This window comes from Klebsiella sp. JN_Kp121 (assembly GCF_040062145.1).
Lineage (GTDB): Bacteria > Pseudomonadota > Gammaproteobacteria > Enterobacterales > Enterobacteriaceae > Klebsiella > Klebsiella aerogenes.
Map to the genome: position 1 here is coordinate 465,368 of NZ_JBEAHX010000001.1, position 18,031 is coordinate 483,398.

Genomic DNA, 18,031 nt, shown 5'->3' on the forward strand with positions numbered 1-18,031 from the left:
TTCTCGTGTTGATTTAATTGTCGCTCGTCGCGCGCAAACTCAGCGTCGTACGGCATGTTTTGCCTGATAGCGCTACGCTTATCAGGCCTGGGATACGCATGAATGTAGGCCGGATAAGGCGCTTGCGACGTCATCCGGCAAGTTACTATTCAGCAATCTTCTCGGCAATGTACGGATCCTCATAGCCCAGAGCAAGCATTATCTCTGTTTCGAGGCCTTCCATTTCTTCCGCTTCTTCATCTTCGATATGATCGTAGCCCAGCAGGTGCAGGCTACCGTGCACGACCATGTGCGCCCAGTGGGCCTCCAGCGGTTTTTCCTGCTCTTTGGCTTCCTGTTCAACCACCTGGCGGCAGATAATCAGATCGCCGAGCAGCGGCATCTCAATGCCCGGCGGGGCTTCGAAGGGGAAGGAGAGGACGTTAGTCGGCTTATCCTTGCCGCGATAGGTCAGGTTCAGCTCGTGGCTTTCGGCGACATCCACCAGGCGAATCGTTAACTCTGACTCTTCCTGGAACTGCGGGATCACGGCATCCACCCAGCGTTGAAAGAGGGCTTCGTCCGGTAGACCGCTGGTGTCTTCGCAGGCCAGCTGTAAATCGAGAATCACCTGACTCATTTTTGCTCCTGTTCCTGGGCTTCGCGTTTGCGCTCGGCGGCCAGTTCTGCTTTACGTTTTTGTTCGGCTTCTTCCCATGCCTCATAGGCATTGACGATGCGGGCGACCACCGGATGGCGCACCACGTCTTCGCTGTGGAAGAAGTTGAAGCTGATTTCATCGACTTCCGCCAGCACTTCGACGGCGTGACGCAGACCTGATTTGGTATTGCGCGGCAGGTCAATCTGGGTAACGTCGCCGGTGATAACCGCTTTCGAATTAAAGCCGATACGGGTCAGGAACATCTTCATCTGCTCGATGGTGGTGTTCTGGCTTTCATCGAGAATGATAAAGGCGTCATTCAGCGTACGCCCGCGCATGTAGGCCAGCGGCGCGACTTCAATGACGTTACGCTCAATCAGCTTCTCGACTTTCTCAAAGCCGAGCATCTCGAACAGCGCGTCGTACAGCGGGCGCAAATACGGGTCAACCTTCTGGCTTAAGTCGCCCGGCAGGAAGCCGAGCTTCTCGCCTGCTTCGACCGCAGGACGAGTCAGCAGAATGCGGCGAATTTCCTGACGCTCCAGGGCATCGACCGCCGCGGCGACAGCAAGATAGGTTTTACCGGTACCCGCCGGGCCGACGCCAAAGGTAATGTCGTGGTCGAGGATATTGGCGATGTATTGCGCCTGGTTTGGCGTACGCGGTTTGATCACCCCGCGTTTGGTTTTGATATTGATGGCCTTGCCGTATTCCGGCACGCTCTCGGCGCTCTGCTCGAGCACCCGGGCTTCTTTAATAGCCAGGTGGATTTGTTCCGGTTCAATATCCTGAATCTGGCCGCGCATTGGCGCGGTATCGACATACAGGCTTGTCAGAATATCGGCCGCGGCGTGCACGCAGATGGCGCGGCCGGTCAGTTTAAAGTGATTGTCGCGGCGGTTGATCTCAATACCCAACCGACGCTCCAGCTGTTTGATGTTGTCGTCAAACGGGCCGCACAGTGCTAACAGGCGGGCATTGTCCGCTGGCTCCAGGGTAATTTCACGGGTTTCTATGTTCAAACTGTTCCTCTTATTACGTGTGTTGCCGGAGGACAATCGTCATCCGGCCAATAAGGAAATTATTCACGTCACGGGAATATGGCGCAAGCATTGCTGTAGATATAGGGGCGAGGAGGGGAAATGCAAGGCCTGCCGGAACCGACAGGCCTGCCGGGATTACGGCTGGTAGATGCCGACGCCCAGATCGTTTTCTTTTCGCGTACGCGCAATGACCGATTCCGGCGATTCCACGACGCGCAGTCCCATCTCATCTTCTGTGCGGACAATTTTGCCGCGTAATGAGTTAGTGTAGACATCGACGATTTCTACGTCGACGAATTTACCGACCATATCCGGCGTGCCTTCGAAGTTCACCACGCGGTTGTTCTCGGTGCGCCCGGAGAGCTCCATCAGGCTCTTACGCGACGTGCCTTCTACCAGAATACGCTGGGTGGTGCCGAGCATGCGGCGGCTCCATGCCATCGCCTGCTGATTAATACGCTCCTGCAGAATGTACAGGCGCTGTTTTTTATCGGCTTCAGGAACATCGTCGACCATATCCGCCGCCGGGGTGCCCGGGCGGGCAGAGAAGATAAAGCTGTAGCTGACATCAAAGTTAACCTCGGCAATCAGCTTCATGGTTTTTTCGAAGTCTTCCGTCGTTTCGCCAGGGAAACCGACGATAAAGTCGGAGCTAATCTGAATATCCGGGCGCGCTTCGCGCAGCTTGCGGATAATCGCTTTATATTCCAGCACGGTGTGGGTACGGCCCATCAGGTTCAGTACGCGATCGGAACCGGCCTGCACCGGTAAATGCAGGAAGCTCACCAGCTCAGGGGTATCGCGATAGACCTCGATGATATCGTCAGTAAACTCAATCGGGTGGCTGGTGGTGAAGCGAATACGGTCGATGCCGTCGATGGCGGCGACCAGACGCAGCAGATCGGCAAAGTTGCCGGTCGTGCCATCGTAGTTTTCGCCGCGCCAGGCGTTAACGTTCTGCCCGAGCAGGTTGACTTCACGCACCCCTTGCGCCGCCAGTTGAGCGATTTCAAACAGAATATCGTCGCACGGACGGCTCACTTCTTCACCGCGGGTGTAGGGCACCACGCAGTAAGTGCAGTATTTGTTGCAGCCTTCCATAATGGAAACGAAGGCGGTCGGCCCCTCGGCGCGTGGTTCCGGCAGGCGATCGAATTTTTCGATTTCCGGGAAGCTCACGTCGATAACCGGTTTATGGTTATTGCGCACCGCGTCGATCATCTCCGGCAGGCGATGCAGCGTCTGCGGGCCAAAAATAATGTCAACGTAATGGGCGCGCTGGCGAATCAGTTTGCCTTCCTGGGAGGCGACGCAGCCGCCGACGCCGATAATCACGCCGGGTTTTTTCTCTTTCAGTAGTTTCCAGCGGCCAAGCTGATGGAACACTTTTTCCTGCGCCTTCTCGCGAATTGAGCAGGTGTTGAGCAGCAGCACGTCCGCTTCTTCGGCCACTTCTGTGAGTTGATACCCATGGGTGGCATCCAGCAGATCGGCCATCTTGGATGAATCGTATTCGTTCATCTGACAGCCCCAGGTTTTAATATGGAGTTTTTTTGTCATCGACTTGCTCATGCTCAATTATAAAGACGGGTATAAGTTAAGAATTAGAATTCGTTTGCAGGGTACGCATTGTAATGCTTTGGTTGCCACCTGACCAGTGCGACCACGATCCCCCGCAAGGTGCAAAAAATCCGGTAAACTTAAGGAAATCAGCTTTAAGGATAATTGCCATGACAATTCATGCAACAGATATCGCCATCGTCGGCGGCGGAATGGTCGGCGGCGCGCTGGCGCTGGGGCTGGCGCAACACGGGTTTTCGGTGACGGTGATAGAAAAACACGCGCCTCCGGCCTTTGATGCCGCTGCGGCGCCGGATGTGCGTATTTCGGCGATCAGCGCGTCGTCGGTCGGCTTGCTCAAAAGCCTCGGCGTTTGGGAAGCGGTGCGCGGTATGCGCGCGCATGCTTATCGTCGTCTTGAAACCTGGGAGTGGGAAAGCGCGCACGTTGACTTTAATGCCGCCGAGCTGAAGCTGCCTGAGCTTGGCTATATGGTGGAAAATAGCGTGCTACAGCTGGCGCTGTGGCAGGCGCTTGAAGCCCATCCGCAGGTGAGCTTGCGGGTTGGCGTGACGTTAAGCGAGCTTCATCGTGAGCCGCAGGGCGTTTCGCTGCGCCTGAGCGATGAGAGCGTTTGCACGGCGCAACTGGCGATCGGCGCAGACGGCGCGAATTCTCAGGTGCGCGAACTGGCCGGCATCGGCGTACAGGCGTGGCAATATCAGCAATCCTGTATGCTAATTAGCGTGCAATGCGCCGACGATCCCGGTGATAGCACCTGGCAACAGTTCACCCCCAGCGGGCCGCGCGCCTTCCTGCCGCTATTCGATAACTGGGCGTCGCTGGTGTGGTACGACACCCCGGCGCGCATCCGCCAGCTGCAGGCGATGTCGATGACCCAACTGCAGCAGGAAATCACCGCGCATTTCCCGAAACGTCTGGGCAGCGTGACGCCAATGAGCGCCGGCGCCTTCCCGTTAACCCGCCGACATGCGCTGCAGTACGTGCAACCGGGGCTGGCGCTGGTAGGGGATGCGGCGCATACCATTCATCCGCTGGCGGGGCAGGGGGTTAACCTTGGCTATCGCGACGTTGACGCGCTGCTGGATATTTTGGCGGAAGCCCGCGGGCGCGGGGAAGCCTGGTCCAGCTTGCCGGTGCTGAAGCGCTATCAGGCGCGGCGCCGGGCGGATAACTTTATTATGCAATCCGGCATGGATCTGTTCTATGCCGGCTTCAGCAACGATTTAGCGCCGGTGCGCGTGTTGCGTAATATTGGCCTGATGGCTGCCGAACGTGCCGGTGTATTAAAGCGCCAGGCATTGAAATATGCATTAGGGTTGTAAAGGGGCATTTGCCGATGGGGGCTGCAGACTAAAGTTTTGCAGTACCTGCATCGGCAAGATGACTATCCGCAGAAAGCAAAAAAGCTCACCGAAGTGAGCTTTTTTGTTAATAAGTGGCTGGGGTACGAGGATTCGAACCTCGGAATGCCGGAATCAGAATCCGGTGCCTTACCGCTTGGCGATACCCCAACAGGCTGCGTTCACAGAGGAACGTCTTTTTAATTTGGCTGGGGTACGAGGATTCGAACCTCGGAATGCCGGAATCAGAATCCGGTGCCTTACCGCTTGGCGATACCCCAACAAATTTTTACGGATTTACCGATATTAACCGATAGTCCTGAATATGGTGGCTACGACGGGATTCGAACCTGTGACCCCATCATTATGAGTGATGTGCTCTAACCAGCTGAGCTACGTAGCCAAATTGTCATGCTGTTTCTTCGATGGCTGGGGTACCTGGATTCGAACCAGGGAATGCCGGTATCAAAAACCGGTGCCTTACCGCTTGGCGATACCCCAATACCGTCGCGGCTAACCGCAAATATCGAAGAAATATGGCTGGGGTACCTGGATTCGAACCAGGGAATGCCGGTATCAAAAACCGGTGCCTTACCGCTTGGCGATACCCCATCCGTGCAACGCTTTTTGGTGAATGGTGCGGGAGGCGAGACTTGAACTCGCACACCTTGCGGCGCCAGAACCTAAATCTGGTGCGTCTACCAATTTCGCCACTCCCGCAAAAAAGATGGTGGCTACGACGGGATTCGAACCTGTGACCCCATCATTATGAGTGATGTGCTCTAACCAGCTGAGCTACGTAGCCATCTTTTTTTCGCGTTACCTTATCGGCGTTGCGGGGCGCATTATGCGTATTGGGCCTGCGAGCGTCAACCACTTTTTCAAGGAAAATCGTCGTAATGTGACTGTTTGGTTAGGTTGCGAACAGCATGGTGCAATAATCGGCAAGAATTGATTATTTATCGTTTTTATTTGCCAATTTTGGCATAAAAAAAACGGACACCGTAGGGTCCGTTGTTCGCCAGAATGGCTTATTTATAAGCTGACTGGTGGACGCCGACCGCGCGTCCTGATGGATCGTTCATGGTTTTGAACGCTTCATCCCACTCGATGGCTTTCGCTGAAGAGCAGGCAACGGACGGGCCGCCGGGTACGCATTCCGCCGCGCTGGGCAGCGGGAACAGCTCTTCGAAGATTTCGCGGTACAGATAACCTTCTTTAGAGGTCGGCGTGTTGTACGGGAAGCGGAAGCTTGCCGTCTCCAGCTGCTGGTCGCTAATCTGTTTTGCCGCCACTTCTTTCAGCGTATCAATCCAGCTATAGCCCACGCCGTCGGAGAACTGCTCTTTCTGGCGCCAGGCGACGCTGGCTGGCAGATAGGACTCAAAGCATTCGCGCAAAATATGTTTTTCCATTTTGCCGTTGCCGCACATTTTATCCTGCGGGTTGATGCGCATCGCCACATCGAGGAATTTCTTATCGAGGAACGGTACGCGGGCCTCTACCCCCCAGGCGGACATCGCTTTGTTAGCACGAGCGCAGTCAAACATGTGCAGCGCCTGCAGTTTACGCACCGTTTCTTCATGCAGTTCTTTAGCGTTCGGCGCTTTGTGGAAGTAGAGATACCCGCCGAATACTTCATCGGAACCTTCGCCAGAGAGCACCATTTTAATGCCCATGGCTTTAATTTTACGCGACATCAGGTACATCGGCGTCGAGGCGCGAATGGTAGTCACGTCATACGTTTCGATGTGATAGATAACGTCGCGGATCGCATCCAACCCTTCCTGCACCGTAAAGTGAATTTCGTGATGCACGGTGCCGAGGTGGTTTGCGACTTCCTGCGCCGCTTTAAGGTCAGGGGAGCCTTCGAGGCCGACCGCGAATGAATGCAGTTGCGGCCACCAGGCTTCGCTGCGCTCCTGATCTTCAACGCGGCGGGCGGCGTATTTTTTGGTAATGGCCGAAATCACCGACGAGTCCAGGCCGCCGGAGAGCAGCACGCCGTAAGGTACGTCGGACATCAGGTGGCTCTTCACCGACTCTTCCAGCGCCTGACGCAGTTCGTTTTTATCCGTGACGTTGTCTTTTACCGCGTCGTAGTCGAACCAGTCGCGCTGATAGTACTGGCGAATTTCGCCATCCTGGCTCCACAGGTAGCTACCCGCAGGGAACTCTTTAATCGTGCGGCAGACCGGCACCAGCGCTTTCATTTCAGAGGCGACGTAGAAGTTGCCGTGCTCGTCGTGGCCCATATACAGCGGAATAATACCGATATGGTCGCGGCCAATCAGATAAGCGTCTTTCTCGCTGTCATACAGCGCGAAGGCAAACATCCCCTGCAGTTCATCGAGGAACTCAGGCCCTTTTTCCTGGTACAGCGCGAGGATCACTTCACAGTCGGAACCGGTCTGGAACTGGTAGCGATCGCCATATTCGGCGCGCAGCGCCTGGTGGTTGTAGATTTCACCGTTGACCGCCAGCGCATGGGTTTTTTGTTGGTTATAGAGCGGCTGGGCGCCGGCGTTGACGTCGACGATCGACAGACGTTCGTGGGCGAGAATCGCTTTATCGCTGGCATAAACGCCGGACCAGTCCGGTCCGCGGTGGCGCATCAGGCGGGAAAGTTCCAGTGCCTTTTTACGCAGTTCGCCTGCGTCAGTTTTAATATCCAGTACGCCAAAAATAGAACACATAGCCTTCTCCGTTACCCTGTCGTGTAGTGATGTTATGCAGACCTCGTCTCTTGCAAGGTCTTAGTGCGTGTTAAAGAAAATGCCGTAAAGGAGAGTGGGGCGCAAGAGATTTACCGGCAGAAAAGTAAAAAGTGCAATGCTGATTGCCGGATGTTGAAAAATGAGTATGTTTATCTCGGCTTTATTGATGATTGTTTAGCGATAAGCCATTTTCATTAGATGAATCTATTTTTGGCGGCACCAAAAATAAAAAACCACGTCCAGGGACGTGGTTTCGGCTCAAAAAACGTCGATTTCGGCGACCGACGGATAAATCCATGACGGGCGGAACGGCATGCTGTCGATATCGTCTAGCGTGGAGACTCCGGAGAGCACCAGAATGGTCTCAAGGCCCGCCTGGAAGCCGGCGAGGATATCGGTACGCAGGTTATCGCCGACGATCACCGTTTGCTCGGAGTGGGCCTGCATTTTGTTAAGCGCGGAACGGATAATCCACGGGCTCGGCTTACCGACATAAAACGGTTTACGGCCGGAGATTTTTTCGATTCCCGCACAGAGCGCACCGCAAGCAGGGTAGTAGCCACGGCCGTGAGTATCCGGGTTGGTGGCGATGAAACGTGCGCCGTTGGCGACAAAGAAAGCCGCTTTATGCATCATTTCCCAGTTAAAGGAGCGGGTCTCGCCAACGATGACGAAATCAGGGTTAACGTCGGTGATGGTGAAGCCGGCCTTATACAGTTCGTGGATGAGCGCGCCTTCGCCAACCACATAGGCTTTTTTACCTTCCTGGCGACGCAGGAAATCGGCGGTGGCCATGGCGGAGGTGTAGAACGCGGTATCCGGCACTTCGATACCGGCGGTGGCGAAGCGGTTGGCCAGGTCCTGCCCGGTTTGCGAAGGATAGTTGGTCAGCATCACCAGCGGCATGCCTTTTTCCAGGATGCGTTTGATAAATTCAGCGGCGCCGGGAACAGCCACGTTATCGTGCATCAGCACGCCGTCGATATCACAAATTACGTTTTGAATGGTCATGGACAGTCCAACATCATTAACGAAAGGCGAAACTATAAAGCTGGATTAACTTTCCAGCAAATGCTGTAGCAGGATGCCATTGAGCATCGCACGCTTGACCAGCGCAAAGGCGCCGATGGCGGAGCGGTGATCGAGTGTCGAGCGTACCACTGGCAGATTGTGGCGAAACGCTTTCAACGCCTGGCCGTTGATACAGCTTTCGATGGCCGGCAGCAGCACCTTTTCCGCCTCGACGATTTCACCGGCAATCACCACTTTTTGTGGGTTAAACAGGTTGATGGCGATGGCGATGGTTTTGCCCAGATGACGGCCAACGTATTCGACCACTTCACAGGCCAGCGCATCGCCTTTATTTGCCGCTTTGCAGATGGTTTTGATATTGCAGTCATCAAGCGTGATGCGGCTTTGATAGCCCTGCTCAAGCAGATGGCGGACGCGGTGCTCAATAGCGGCGTTCGCGGCGACGGTTTCCAGACAGCCGAAGTTGCCGCAGTGACAGCGTTCGCCTAATGGGTCAACCTGGATATGGCCAATTTCGCCGACGTTACCGTTACGGCCGATAAAAATGCGCCCGTTGGAAATAATGCCCGCGCCGGTACCGCGGTGTACGCGCACCAGAATAGAGTCCTCGCAATCCTGGCTTGCGCCAAAATAGTGCTCGGCCAACGCCAGGCTGCGGATGTCGTGGCCGACAAAACAGGTGACGTTAAAGCGTTTTTCCAGTGCTTCGACCAGCCCCCAGTTCTCTACCTGAATGTGCGGCATATAGCGGATAACGCCGCTTTCCGGATCGACCAGCCCCGGCAGAATGACCGAAATGGCGATGAGCTCGCGGATTTTGCGCTGACAATTTTCAATAAAGGTGGCGATGATATTCAGCAGCGCGTGCTCAAGCGTTTCCTGGGTACGCTCCGGCAGCGGGAAGTGCTCTTCTTCCAGCGTCTTACTGCTTAAATCATAGAGGGTCAGGGTGGCGTCATAGCGGCCAAGCCGCACGCCGATAGCGTTGAAATTGCGGGTTTCCGCGATGATAGAGATGGCGCGGCGCCCCCCGGTGGAGGCCTGCTGATCGACTTCTTTGATCAGGCCGCGCTCAATAAGCTGACGCGTAATTTTGGTTACGCTGGCAGGGGCAAGCTGACTTTGTTCCGCTATCTGAATGCGCGAGATGGGACCATGTTGGTCAATCAGCCGATAGACGGCCGCGCTGTTCAGCTGTTTTACCAGATCGACGTTACCAATTTGAGCTTGTCCGCCTGCTGTCATACTTTTACTTACTCAGTGACGACCTCGTTACCATTAACGATGGTCTTGATGATTTTATAATCGCGGCTGAAAGCGGTCAGGTTAGCGACCATACCCGGCGCAATGCTGCCGAGCTGCTTGTCCACGCCAATCGCGCGCGCTGGGTAGAGCGTCGCCATACGCAGCACTTCGTCCAGCGCTACGCCGCAATGTTCAACGAGGTTACGTACCCCTTCGATCATGGTCAGCGAAGAACCGCTGAGAGTGCCGTTTTCATCCACGCACAGACCATTACGGTAGTATATTGTTTTACCAGCAAAAATGAACTGGTCAATATTAGCCCCTGCCGGCGCGGTGGCGTCAGTCACCAGGCACAGTTTATCGCCTTTCAGGCGTTTAGCGTTACGCACGTTGGCATAATCGACGTGCATGCCGTCAACGATGATACCGCAGTAGACATCCGGCTCGTCGAAAATGGCGCCGGCCAGACCTGGTTCACGGCCGGTAATGTACGGCATGGCATTATAAAGGTGTGTCGCAAAAGTGATACCGGCGCGGAAACCGATTTTCGCTTCTTTCAGCGTAGCGTTAGAGTGACCTGCCGAAACCACGATGCCGGCGGCGACCAGTTTACGGATCACTTCCGGCTCGACGCGCTCAGGGGCCAGCGTCACTTTGGTGATAACGTCGGCGTTGTCGCACAGGAAGTCGACCAGCGCGGCGTCCGGTTTACGCACGTAGTCCGGGTTATGGGTGCCTTTCTTGACGATATTCAGCCACGGCCCTTCCAAATGCAGACCCAGCGCCTGGTTGGGGTGTTTTTGCAGGTATTCGCGCATGACGCGGATGCCTTGCTTCATCAGATCATCGCTGGAAGTAATCAACGTCGGCAGGAAGTTGGTGCAGCCGGAACGCTCATTCGCTTTCTGCATAATTTCCAGCGTTTCGACGGTGACCGCATCCGGACTATCGTTGAATTGCACGCCGCCGCAGCCGTTCAGCTGGACGTCGATGAAACCGGGGGCAATAATCGCGCCGTTGACCGAGCGTTGCTCAATTTCAGACGGCAAATCAGCCAGCGGACAGAGACGTTCGATACGGCCATTGGCGATAACGACCGCATGGTCATCGAGAATTTCATGACCGGTGTAAACCCGGCCCTGGGTTAATGCATACATTACGACCCCCGGTATATACGCCCCACCAGCGCAACTCGCATTGTTCTGGCGTTGCATACAAAGAAAAAGATGGTCCCACGCCAGGGCGCGGGACGGACTACATTACAGACCTTTAATATTTTCAGCTTCTAATTCGTTGAAATATTTCAGGGTCTTCACTTTCAGTTCCATCGTGGACGGCTCGTCGCAGACCACAACCGCTTTCGGATGCAGCTGCAGACAGGTGATGGTCCACATGTGGTTGACGTTACCTTCGACCGCTGCCTGCAGCGCCAGCGCTTTCTGATGGCCCAGCACCAGAATCATCACTTCTTCTGCATCCAGCAGGGTACCCACGCCCACGGTCAGCGCATATTTCGGCACCAGATCCACATCGCCGTCGAAGAAGCGGGAGTTGGCCACGCGGGTGTCATGGGTCAGGGTTTTGATACGGGTACGGGACGCCAGAGAAGAGGCCGGTTCGTTAAACGCGATATGACCATCGTTACCTACGCCGCCCATAAACAGGTGGATTTTACCGTAGGAGCGGATTTTTTCTTCATAACGACGGCATTCTGCATCGATATCCGGCGCATTACCATTCAGCAGGTTGATATTTTCAGCTGGAATATCAACATGGTCAAAGAAATTGCGGTGCATGAAGCTATGATAGCTTTCCGGATGCTCTTTCGGCAGGCCGACATACTCATCCATGTTGAAGGTAACAACGTGCTTGAAGCTAACCTGGCCTGCTTTATGCATTTCAACCAGCGCTTTGTAAGCGGTAAGAGGCGTACCACCCGTAGGCAGACCCAGTACGAACGGACGGTCCGCGGTCGGTTTGAACGCGTTAATGCGGTTAACGATATGACGGGCAGCCCATTTACCTACTTGTTCAGCTGTTACCAGGGGGATCAGTCTCATTCTTCACCTCTATAGTTAAATTAGAACCCGGCGGATTGGCGCCAGCATACTATGAAGAGTATTGCAGCAACTGCGCCGACCGGGGTCAATCCGTGTTGATTTTTTGAATGATAAAATAAGTTTTCGATGTTAGCCAGTCAAAGGGAGGGGGGAATACGATATTTGGTGATTATAGTCACAAAAAATACCCGTTTAATTTGCGATACGAATTAATTTTTCACACACTTTGCCGGTAAGTGATAAATCCGACCTTGTTACACAATAAAAAAGTGGCTTTGAAATGAGCCTCATCGGGGTCTCATAGGGGGAATAAGATGAATATTTTAGGTTTCTTTCAGCGGCTGGGTAGGGCATTACAGCTCCCTATCGCAGTGCTGCCGGTCGCGGCATTGCTGCTGCGATTCGGGCAACCGGATCTGCTGAACGTACCCTTCATCGCGCAAGCGGGTGGGGCAATCTTTGACAACTTAGCGTTGATCTTCGCCATCGGCGTGGCATCAAGCTGGTCCAAAGATAACGCGGGTTCTGCGGCGCTGGCCGGCGCGGTAGGTTATTTCGTGATGACCAAAGCGATGGTCACCATCAACCCGGAAATTAACATGGGTGTACTGGCGGGTATCATTACCGGTCTGGTCGCGGGTGCTGTTTATAACCGCTGGGCCGGCATTAAACTGCCAGACTTCCTGAGCTTCTTCGGCGGCAAACGCTTCGTACCGATCGCTACCGGCTTCTTCTGTCTGGTGCTGGCTGCCATCTTCGGCTATGTCTGGCCGCCGGTGCAGCACGCTATTCATGCGGGCGGTGAATGGATCGTGTCTGCGGGCGCGCTGGGTTCCGGTATCTTCGGTTTCATTAACCGTCTGCTGATCCCAACCGGTCTGCATCAGGTGCTGAACACCATCGCCTGGTTCCAGATTGGCGAGTTCACCAACGCCGCGGGTGCGGTCTTCCACGGCGACATCAACCGCTTCTATGCCGGTGACGGCACCGCGGGGATGTTCATGTCCGGCTTCTTCCCGATCATGATGTTCGGTCTGCCGGGCGCTGCGCTGGCAATGTACATGGCTGCGCCGAAAGAGCGTCGTCCGATGGTCGGCGGTATGCTGCTGTCCGTGGCCATCACCGCGTTCCTGACTGGTGTGACCGAGCCGCTGGAATTCCTGTTCATGTTCCTGGCGCCATTGCTGTACCTCCTGCACGCTATCCTGACCGGTATCAGCCTGTTCATCGCAACGGCGCTGGGTATCCACGCGGGCTTCTCCTTCTCCGCGGGCGCTATCGACTACGTGTTGATGTATAGCCTGCCGGCAGCCAGCAAAAACGTCTGGATGCTGCTGGTGATGGGCGTGGTGTTCTTCTTCGTTTACTTCCTGTTGTTCAGCGCGGTTATCCGCATGTTCAACCTGAAAACGCCGGGTCGTGAAGATAAAACCGACGACGTCGTGACTGAAGAAGCTAACAGCAACACCGAAGAAGGTCTGACTCAGCTGGCGACCAACTACATCGCAGCCGTAGGCGGTACCGATAACCTGAAAGCCATTGATGCTTGTATCACCCGTCTGCGTCTGACCGTCGGCGACTCGGCGAAAGTCAACGATGCCGCCTGTAAACGTCTCGGCGCCTCCGGGGTGGTGAAACTGAACAAACAGACCATCCAGGTCATTGTTGGCGCGAAAGCGGAATCCGTTGGCGACGCCATGAAGAAAGTGGTTGCCCGTGGTCCGGTTGCTGCTGCGGCTGCTTCGACTGACAGCGCGCCAGCCGCCGCGCCTGCGGCCAAACCGCAGGCGGTCGCGAACGCCAAAACCGTCGAAGCGCTGGTTTCCCCGATCACCGGTGAAGTGGTGGCGCTTGAGCAGGTGCCGGATGAAGCCTTCGCCAGCAAAGCCGTTGGTGACGGTATCGCGGTGAAACCGACCGATAACATCGTTGTCGCGCCGGCGGCCGGTACGGTGGTGAAAATCTTCAACACCAACCACGCATTCTGCCTGGAAACCGATAACGGCGCGGAAATCGTCGTCCATATGGGCATTGATACCGTCGCGCTGGAAGGCAAAGGCTTTAAACGTCTGGTTGAAGAGGGCGCACAGGTGAAAGCCGGCGAGCCGATCCTGGAAATGGATCTGGCGTTCCTTAACGCCAACGCCCGCTCGATGATCAGTCCGGTCGTCTGCAGCAACAGCGATGATTACAGCGCGCTGGTGATTCAGGCAACGGGTAACGTTGTTGCCGGCCAAACGCCGTTGTTCGAGATTAAAGGCAAGTAAGGCTCCTGAGTAGAGTTTTGCCTCAGCGGCGCAGCGAAACCTGCGCCGCTTTTTTTTGCAGCAAATACCCCCATATCCAACAACAGATACGTATTTTGCGTAACTAATAGTTGTCTCTGCGCCCTGCTTGTAAGATCATGTGCCGTTATACGTTGTTTACGCTTTGAGGAACCCGTGATGAGTGAGGCAGAAGCCCGCCCGACTAACTTTATCCGTCAGATCATCGATGAAGATCTGGCTACCGGTAAGCACACCACCGTTCATACCCGCTTCCCGCCGGAACCGAACGGTTACCTGCACATTGGCCATGCAAAATCCATTTGCCTGAACTTCGGCATCGCTCAGGATTATCAAGGTCAATGTAATCTGCGTTTCGATGACACCAACCCGGTGAAAGAAGATATCGAATACGTGGAGTCGATTAAAAACGACGTGCAGTGGTTAGGTTTCCACTGGTCCGGCGATGTCTGCTACTCCTCTGATTACTTCGATCAGCTGCATCAGTATGCGGTTGAACTGATCAACAAAGGTTTGGCCTACGTTGACGAACTGTCCGCCGACGAGATCCGCGAATACCGCGGTACCCTGAAAGAACCGGGTAAAAACAGCCCGTACCGCGATCGCAGCGTGGAAGAGAACCTCGCGCTGTTCGAAAAAATGCGTACCGGCGGTTTTGAAGAGGGTAAGGCTTGCCTGCGCGCGAAGATCGACATGGCGTCGCCATTCATCGTGATGCGTGACCCGGTGCTGTATCGCATTAAATTTGCCGAACACCATCAGACCGGCAACAAATGGTGCATCTACCCGATGTACGACTTCACCCACTGCATCAGCGATGCGCTGGAAGGTATCACCCACTCGCTGTGTACCCTGGAGTTCCAGGACAACCGTCGTCTGTACGACTGGGTGCTCGACAACATCAGTATTCCGGTGCATCCGCGTCAGTATGAATTCTCGCGCCTGAATCTCGAATACACCGTGATGTCCAAGCGTAAGCTGAATCAGCTGGTGACCGAAAAGCATGTGGAAGGCTGGGATGACCCGCGTATGCCGACTATTTCCGGTCTGCGCCGTCGCGGCTATACCGCTGAATCCATCCGCGAGTTCTGCAAACGCATCGGCGTGACCAAGCAGGACAACACCATTGAGATGGCGTCGCTGGAGTCGTGCATTCGTGAAGATCTGAATGAAAACGCGCCGCGCGCGATGGCGGTGATCGATCCGGTTAAACTGGTTATCGAAAACTATCCGCAGGGCGCAAGCGAAATGGTGGCGATGCCGAACCATCCGAACAAGCCGGAGATGGGCAGCCGCGAAGTACCATTCAGCGCTGAGATCTGGATCGATCGCGCGGACTTCCGCGAAGAAGCTAACAAACAGTACAAGCGTCTGGTGCTGGGTAAAGAGGTGCGTCTGCGCAACGCCTACGTGATTAAAGCGGAACGCGTTGAGAAAGATGCAGAGGGTAACATCACTACCATCTTCTGTACTTACGATGCCGACACCCTGAGTAAAGACCCGGCCGATGGCCGCAAGGTCAAAGGCGTTATCCACTGGGTGAGTGCGGCGCACGCGCTGCCGGTTGAAATTCGCCTCTATGACCGTCTGTTTAGCGTGCCGAACCCGGGCGCGGCGGATGACTTCCTGGCGGTAATGAACCCGGAATCTCTGGTCATCAAGCAAGGTTTCGCGGAGCCGAGCCTGTCGAAAGCGCAGGCGGGTAAAGCATACCAGTTCGAGCGCGAAGGTTACTTCTGCCTCGACAGCCGCTACGCCACCGAGGGCCATCTGGTCTTCAACCGCACCGTTGGCCTGCGTGACACCTGGGCTAAAATCGGCGAGTAATGCTCACCGTATTCATGAAACGCCGCACACTGCGGCGTTTTTTTATTTCAGAATCAGTGAATTAAAAATCGATATTTTTTCGATGCGAATTAATCTTATTAAAACACCGTAATAATTCCCCATCTCTTCCTGCCGGTGTATTTACATTTAACCGTTTCAGCTTCCGGCAACTATCAATTTTTTTTCGATATAACCATGACTTATCGTTAAAAAAGCTGAGAACTAAGTCTGTAACAAAAAGACATAAATTATGTGCGCTTTGTCATAATCTTAAGCTTTGCTCTGCGAAAGAGATTGATAATTCGCGTCACGAAAAATAGTCTATCCATAGTGGTTTCGCGGCCTTTTAACCGCACCGCTTTTAGTACTTTTTTATTTTTTTAGCGAGCTGCCTTTGGCAATCGCAATTTTAAAACGTCAAAGAGGATATGCACATGCGTACGTTTAGTGGCAAACGTAGTACGCTGGCGCTGGCTATTGCCGCCGTCACCGCGATGTCGGGTTGGGTTGTGGCTCCACAGGCCAGAGCAGCAGGCTTTATCGATGATTCTACTTTAACTGGCGGTATCTATTACTGGCAGCGCGAGCGCGACCGTAAAAACGTAGAAACCGACAAGTATGAAACCAACCTTTCCCATTCTACCTGGAACGCCAACCTGGATTTCCAGTCCGGCTATGCCGCCGATATGTTCGGGATTGATATTGCCGCCTTCACCGCGATAGAAATGGCGGAAAACGGCGACAGCGGCCACCCGAACGAAATTGCCTTCTCCTCCAGTAACCGTGCCTACAGTGAAGATTATTCCGGCGATAAGAGCGGGATTAGCCTGTATAAAGCAGCGGCTAAATTTAAATTCGGCCCGGCGTGGGCGCGCGCGGGTTATATCCAGCCGACCGGGCAAACGCTGCTGGCGCCGCACTGGAGCTTTATGCCGGGTACCTATCAGGGGGCGGAAGCCGGAGCCAACTTCGACTATGGCGATAACGGCGCGCTGAGTTTCTCCTACATGTGGACCAACGAATATAAAGCGCCGTGGCATATCGAGATGGATGATTTCTACCAGAACGATAAGAAAACCAAGGTCGACTATCTGCACTCTCTTGGCGCGAAATACGATTTTAAAAACGATCTGGTGCTGGAAGCCGCTTTTGGCCAGGCTGAAGGTTATATCGATCAATACTTTGCGAAGGCCAGCTACAAATTTGATATTGCCGGTTCGCCGTTAAGCGCCAGCTATCAGTTCTATGGTACCCGCGATAAAGTCAGTAACGGCGGCGTCAACGACATCTACGATGGCACCGCGTGGCTGCAGGCGATCACCTTTGGCTATAAAGCGGCCGATGTGCTGGATCTGCGTCTGGAAGGGACCTGGGTTAAAGCCGATGGCCAGCAGGGCTACTTCCTGCAGCGTATGACGCCAACCTATGCCTCCTCTAATGGTCGTCTTGATATCTGGTGGGATAACCGCTCCGACTTTAACGCCAACGGCGAGAAAGCGGTGTTCTTCGGCGCGATGTATGACATGAAGAACTGGGATATGCCGGGCTGGGCGTTTGGCGCTTCCTATGTTTACGCCTGGGATGCGAAGCCTGGCAGAATGGCATCCCCGGATGCTTACTACGATCCTAACTATCGTCTGAAAGAGTCCGCCTACAGTCTGGATGCTATCTACACCCTGCAGGAAGGCCGGGCGAAAGGAACGATGTTCAAACTGCACTTCACGCAATACGACAACCACTCCGACATCCCAAGCTGGAGCGGTGGTTACGGCAACATCTTCCAGGATGAGCGTGACGTGAAGTTTATGGTTATCGCGCCGTTCACCATTTTCTGATGCCTGCGCGGCGGGCGTGAGCCTGCCGCCCCTCTGGGAGAATAACTATGAAAAAGTTGCTGCTCATCGCCATCATGGCATCAGGTCTGGTTGCCTGCGCGCCATCGCCAGCGCCGAAAGAAGATTCCAAATTGAAAGATGCCTATAGCGCCTGTATCAACACGGCAGAAGGTAATCCGGACAAGATTGAAGCCTGTCAGAGCGTACTCAACGTCCTGAAGGAAGAGAAACCGCATCAGCAGTTTGCGACGCAGGAGAGCGTCAGAGTACTGGATTATCAGGCCTGTATTCAGGCGACGCGCACCGGTAATGACCAGGCGGTAAAAGCGCGCTGCGATAAAATCTGGCAGGAGATTCGCAGTAATAACACCACTAAGTAAAGCAGACAGTTAAGCGTAAACGGGCGGAGCGCACACTCCGCCC

At 54.5% G+C, this 18,031-nt stretch carries 13 protein-coding genes, 7 tRNA genes and 1 pseudogene; 5 read left to right on the forward strand and 16 right to left on the reverse strand.

What is annotated here, in order from left to right:
- Positions 1 to 145: 145 nt before the first annotated feature.
- From ybeY to miaB, 3 genes are all read right to left on the reverse strand, one after another.
- Positions 146 to 619 carry an rRNA maturation RNase YbeY gene (gene ybeY / locus ABLU86_RS02195; RefSeq protein WP_015367715.1) on the reverse strand — a complete coding sequence of 158 codons (474 nt, stop codon included), beginning with the start codon at positions 617 to 619 and terminating at the stop codon, positions 146 to 148.
- Positions 616 to 1,662, reverse strand: a complete 1,047-nt coding sequence (locus ABLU86_RS02200; RefSeq protein WP_015367714.1) for a PhoH family protein — start codon at positions 1,660 to 1,662, stop codon at positions 616 to 618. Before ABLU86_RS02200 ends, ybeY begins: the two co-directional genes overlap by 4 nt.
- A gap of 156 nt (positions 1,663 to 1,818) precedes the next feature.
- Entirely contained in the window at positions 1,819 to 3,243 is a 1,425-nt protein-coding gene (gene miaB, locus ABLU86_RS02205; protein ID WP_015367713.1) for a tRNA (N6-isopentenyl adenosine(37)-C2)-methylthiotransferase MiaB, read from the reverse strand.
- Positions 3,244 to 3,413: 170 nt separating this feature from the next.
- On the opposite strand from miaB, the gene ubiF reads away from it, so the two are divergent.
- Positions 3,414 to 4,589 (forward strand): 3-demethoxyubiquinol 3-hydroxylase, encoded by a 1,176-nt coding sequence (gene ubiF / locus ABLU86_RS02210; RefSeq protein ID WP_015367712.1) that lies wholly within the window; start codon positions 3,414 to 3,416, stop codon positions 4,587 to 4,589.
- Between the two features lie 114 nt (positions 4,590 to 4,703).
- On the opposite strand, the gene ABLU86_RS02215 is transcribed toward ubiF, so the two are convergent.
- The 12 genes from ABLU86_RS02215 to nagB all read right to left on the reverse strand — a co-directional run bounded on the left by ABLU86_RS02215 (position 4,704) and on the right by nagB (position 11,661).
- A tRNA-Gln gene (locus tag ABLU86_RS02215) sits at positions 4,704 to 4,778 on the reverse strand.
- A gap of 35 nt (positions 4,779 to 4,813) precedes the next feature.
- A tRNA-Gln gene (locus tag ABLU86_RS02220) sits at positions 4,814 to 4,888 on the reverse strand.
- Between the two features lie 45 nt (positions 4,889 to 4,933).
- Positions 4,934 to 5,010: transfer RNA gene (locus tag ABLU86_RS02225), tRNA-Met, on the reverse strand.
- 23 nt (positions 5,011 to 5,033) lie between these two features.
- Positions 5,034 to 5,108: transfer RNA gene (locus tag ABLU86_RS02230), tRNA-Gln, on the reverse strand.
- Positions 5,109 to 5,144: 36 nt separating this feature from the next.
- Positions 5,145 to 5,219 (reverse strand) — tRNA-Gln (locus ABLU86_RS02235).
- A gap of 23 nt (positions 5,220 to 5,242) precedes the next feature.
- Positions 5,243 to 5,327: transfer RNA gene (locus ABLU86_RS02240), tRNA-Leu, on the reverse strand.
- A gap of 8 nt (positions 5,328 to 5,335) precedes the next feature.
- Positions 5,336 to 5,412, reverse strand: a tRNA-Met gene (locus ABLU86_RS02245).
- Positions 5,413 to 5,638: 226 nt separating this feature from the next.
- On the reverse strand, positions 5,639 to 7,303 hold the full coding sequence (gene asnB, locus ABLU86_RS02250) for an asparagine synthase B (protein WP_015367711.1): 1,665 nt from the start codon (positions 7,301 to 7,303) through the stop codon (positions 5,639 to 5,641).
- Positions 7,304 to 7,582: 279 nt separating this feature from the next.
- Positions 7,583 to 8,335 carry an HAD-IIA family hydrolase gene (locus ABLU86_RS02255; RefSeq protein ID WP_015367710.1) on the reverse strand — a complete coding sequence of 251 codons (753 nt, stop codon included), beginning with the start codon at positions 8,333 to 8,335 and terminating at the stop codon, positions 7,583 to 7,585.
- A 45-nt stretch (positions 8,336 to 8,380) separates the two neighbouring features.
- Positions 8,381 to 9,601 (reverse strand): N-acetylglucosamine repressor, encoded by a 1,221-nt coding sequence (locus ABLU86_RS02260; protein ID WP_015367709.1) that lies wholly within the window; start codon positions 9,599 to 9,601, stop codon positions 8,381 to 8,383.
- Between the two features lie 8 nt (positions 9,602 to 9,609).
- Positions 9,610 to 10,758 (reverse strand): N-acetylglucosamine-6-phosphate deacetylase, encoded by a 1,149-nt coding sequence (gene nagA / locus ABLU86_RS02265; RefSeq protein WP_015367708.1) that lies wholly within the window; start codon positions 10,756 to 10,758, stop codon positions 9,610 to 9,612.
- Between the two features lie 102 nt (positions 10,759 to 10,860).
- On the reverse strand, positions 10,861 to 11,661 hold the full coding sequence (gene nagB, locus ABLU86_RS02270; protein ID WP_015367707.1) for a glucosamine-6-phosphate deaminase: 801 nt from the start codon (positions 11,659 to 11,661) through the stop codon (positions 10,861 to 10,863).
- Positions 11,662 to 11,975: 314 nt separating this feature from the next.
- On the opposite strand from nagB, the gene nagE reads away from it, so the two are divergent.
- Both nagE and glnS read left to right on the forward strand, forming a co-directional pair.
- Positions 11,976 to 13,928, forward strand: a complete 1,953-nt coding sequence (nagE, locus tag ABLU86_RS02275) for a PTS N-acetyl glucosamine transporter subunit IIABC (RefSeq protein ID WP_015704747.1) — start codon at positions 11,976 to 11,978, stop codon at positions 13,926 to 13,928.
- Positions 13,929 to 14,105: 177 nt separating this feature from the next.
- Positions 14,106 to 15,773 (forward strand): glutamine--tRNA ligase, encoded by a 1,668-nt coding sequence (gene glnS, locus ABLU86_RS02280; RefSeq protein WP_015704748.1) that lies wholly within the window; start codon positions 14,106 to 14,108, stop codon positions 15,771 to 15,773.
- Positions 15,774 to 16,024: 251 nt separating this feature from the next.
- Here the strand turns inward: glnS and ABLU86_RS02285 are convergent.
- Positions 16,025 to 16,102 (reverse strand): annotated as a pseudogene (locus tag ABLU86_RS02285) (methionine synthase); the annotation flags it as partial.
- A 105-nt stretch (positions 16,103 to 16,207) separates the two neighbouring features.
- Between ABLU86_RS02285 and chiP the strand changes: the two are divergent.
- Both chiP and chiQ read left to right on the forward strand, forming a co-directional pair.
- Positions 16,208 to 17,608 (forward strand): chitoporin, encoded by a 1,401-nt coding sequence (gene chiP / locus ABLU86_RS02290; protein WP_348796174.1) that lies wholly within the window; start codon positions 16,208 to 16,210, stop codon positions 17,606 to 17,608.
- A 47-nt stretch (positions 17,609 to 17,655) separates the two neighbouring features.
- Positions 17,656 to 17,988, forward strand: coding sequence for a ChiQ/YbfN family lipoprotein (chiQ, locus tag ABLU86_RS02295; RefSeq protein WP_015367703.1), 333 nt, complete (start codon positions 17,656 to 17,658; stop codon positions 17,986 to 17,988).
- Positions 17,989 to 18,031: the final 43 nt, after the last annotated feature.

Excerpts from the sequence above, each read along its gene's own strand:
- ybeY (WP_015367715.1), bottom strand. The coding sequence starts at position 619 with ATGAGTCAGGTGATTCTCGATTTACAGCTGGCCTGCGAAGACACCAGC.
- miaB (WP_015367713.1), bottom strand. The coding sequence starts at position 3,243 with ATGACAAAAAAACTCCATATTAAAACCTGGGGCTGTCAGATGAACGAA.
- ubiF (WP_015367712.1), top strand. The coding sequence starts at position 3,414 with ATGACAATTCATGCAACAGATATCGCCATCGTCGGCGGCGGAATGGTC.
- asnB (WP_015367711.1), bottom strand. The coding sequence starts at position 7,303 with ATGTGTTCTATTTTTGGCGTACTGGATATTAAAACTGACGCAGGCGAA.
- ABLU86_RS02255 (WP_015367710.1), bottom strand. The coding sequence starts at position 8,335 with ATGACCATTCAAAACGTAATTTGTGATATCGACGGCGTGCTGATGCAC.
- ABLU86_RS02260 (WP_015367709.1), bottom strand. The coding sequence starts at position 9,601 with ATGACAGCAGGCGGACAAGCTCAAATTGGTAACGTCGATCTGGTAAAA.
- nagA (WP_015367708.1), bottom strand. The coding sequence starts at position 10,758 with ATGTATGCATTAACCCAGGGCCGGGTTTACACCGGTCATGAAATTCTC.
- nagB (WP_015367707.1), bottom strand. The coding sequence starts at position 11,661 with ATGAGACTGATCCCCCTGGTAACAGCTGAACAAGTAGGTAAATGGGCT.
- nagE (WP_015704747.1), top strand. The coding sequence starts at position 11,976 with ATGAATATTTTAGGTTTCTTTCAGCGGCTGGGTAGGGCATTACAGCTC.
- glnS (WP_015704748.1), top strand. The coding sequence starts at position 14,106 with ATGAGTGAGGCAGAAGCCCGCCCGACTAACTTTATCCGTCAGATCATC.
- chiP (WP_348796174.1), top strand. The coding sequence starts at position 16,208 with ATGCGTACGTTTAGTGGCAAACGTAGTACGCTGGCGCTGGCTATTGCC.
- chiQ (WP_015367703.1), top strand. The coding sequence starts at position 17,656 with ATGAAAAAGTTGCTGCTCATCGCCATCATGGCATCAGGTCTGGTTGCC.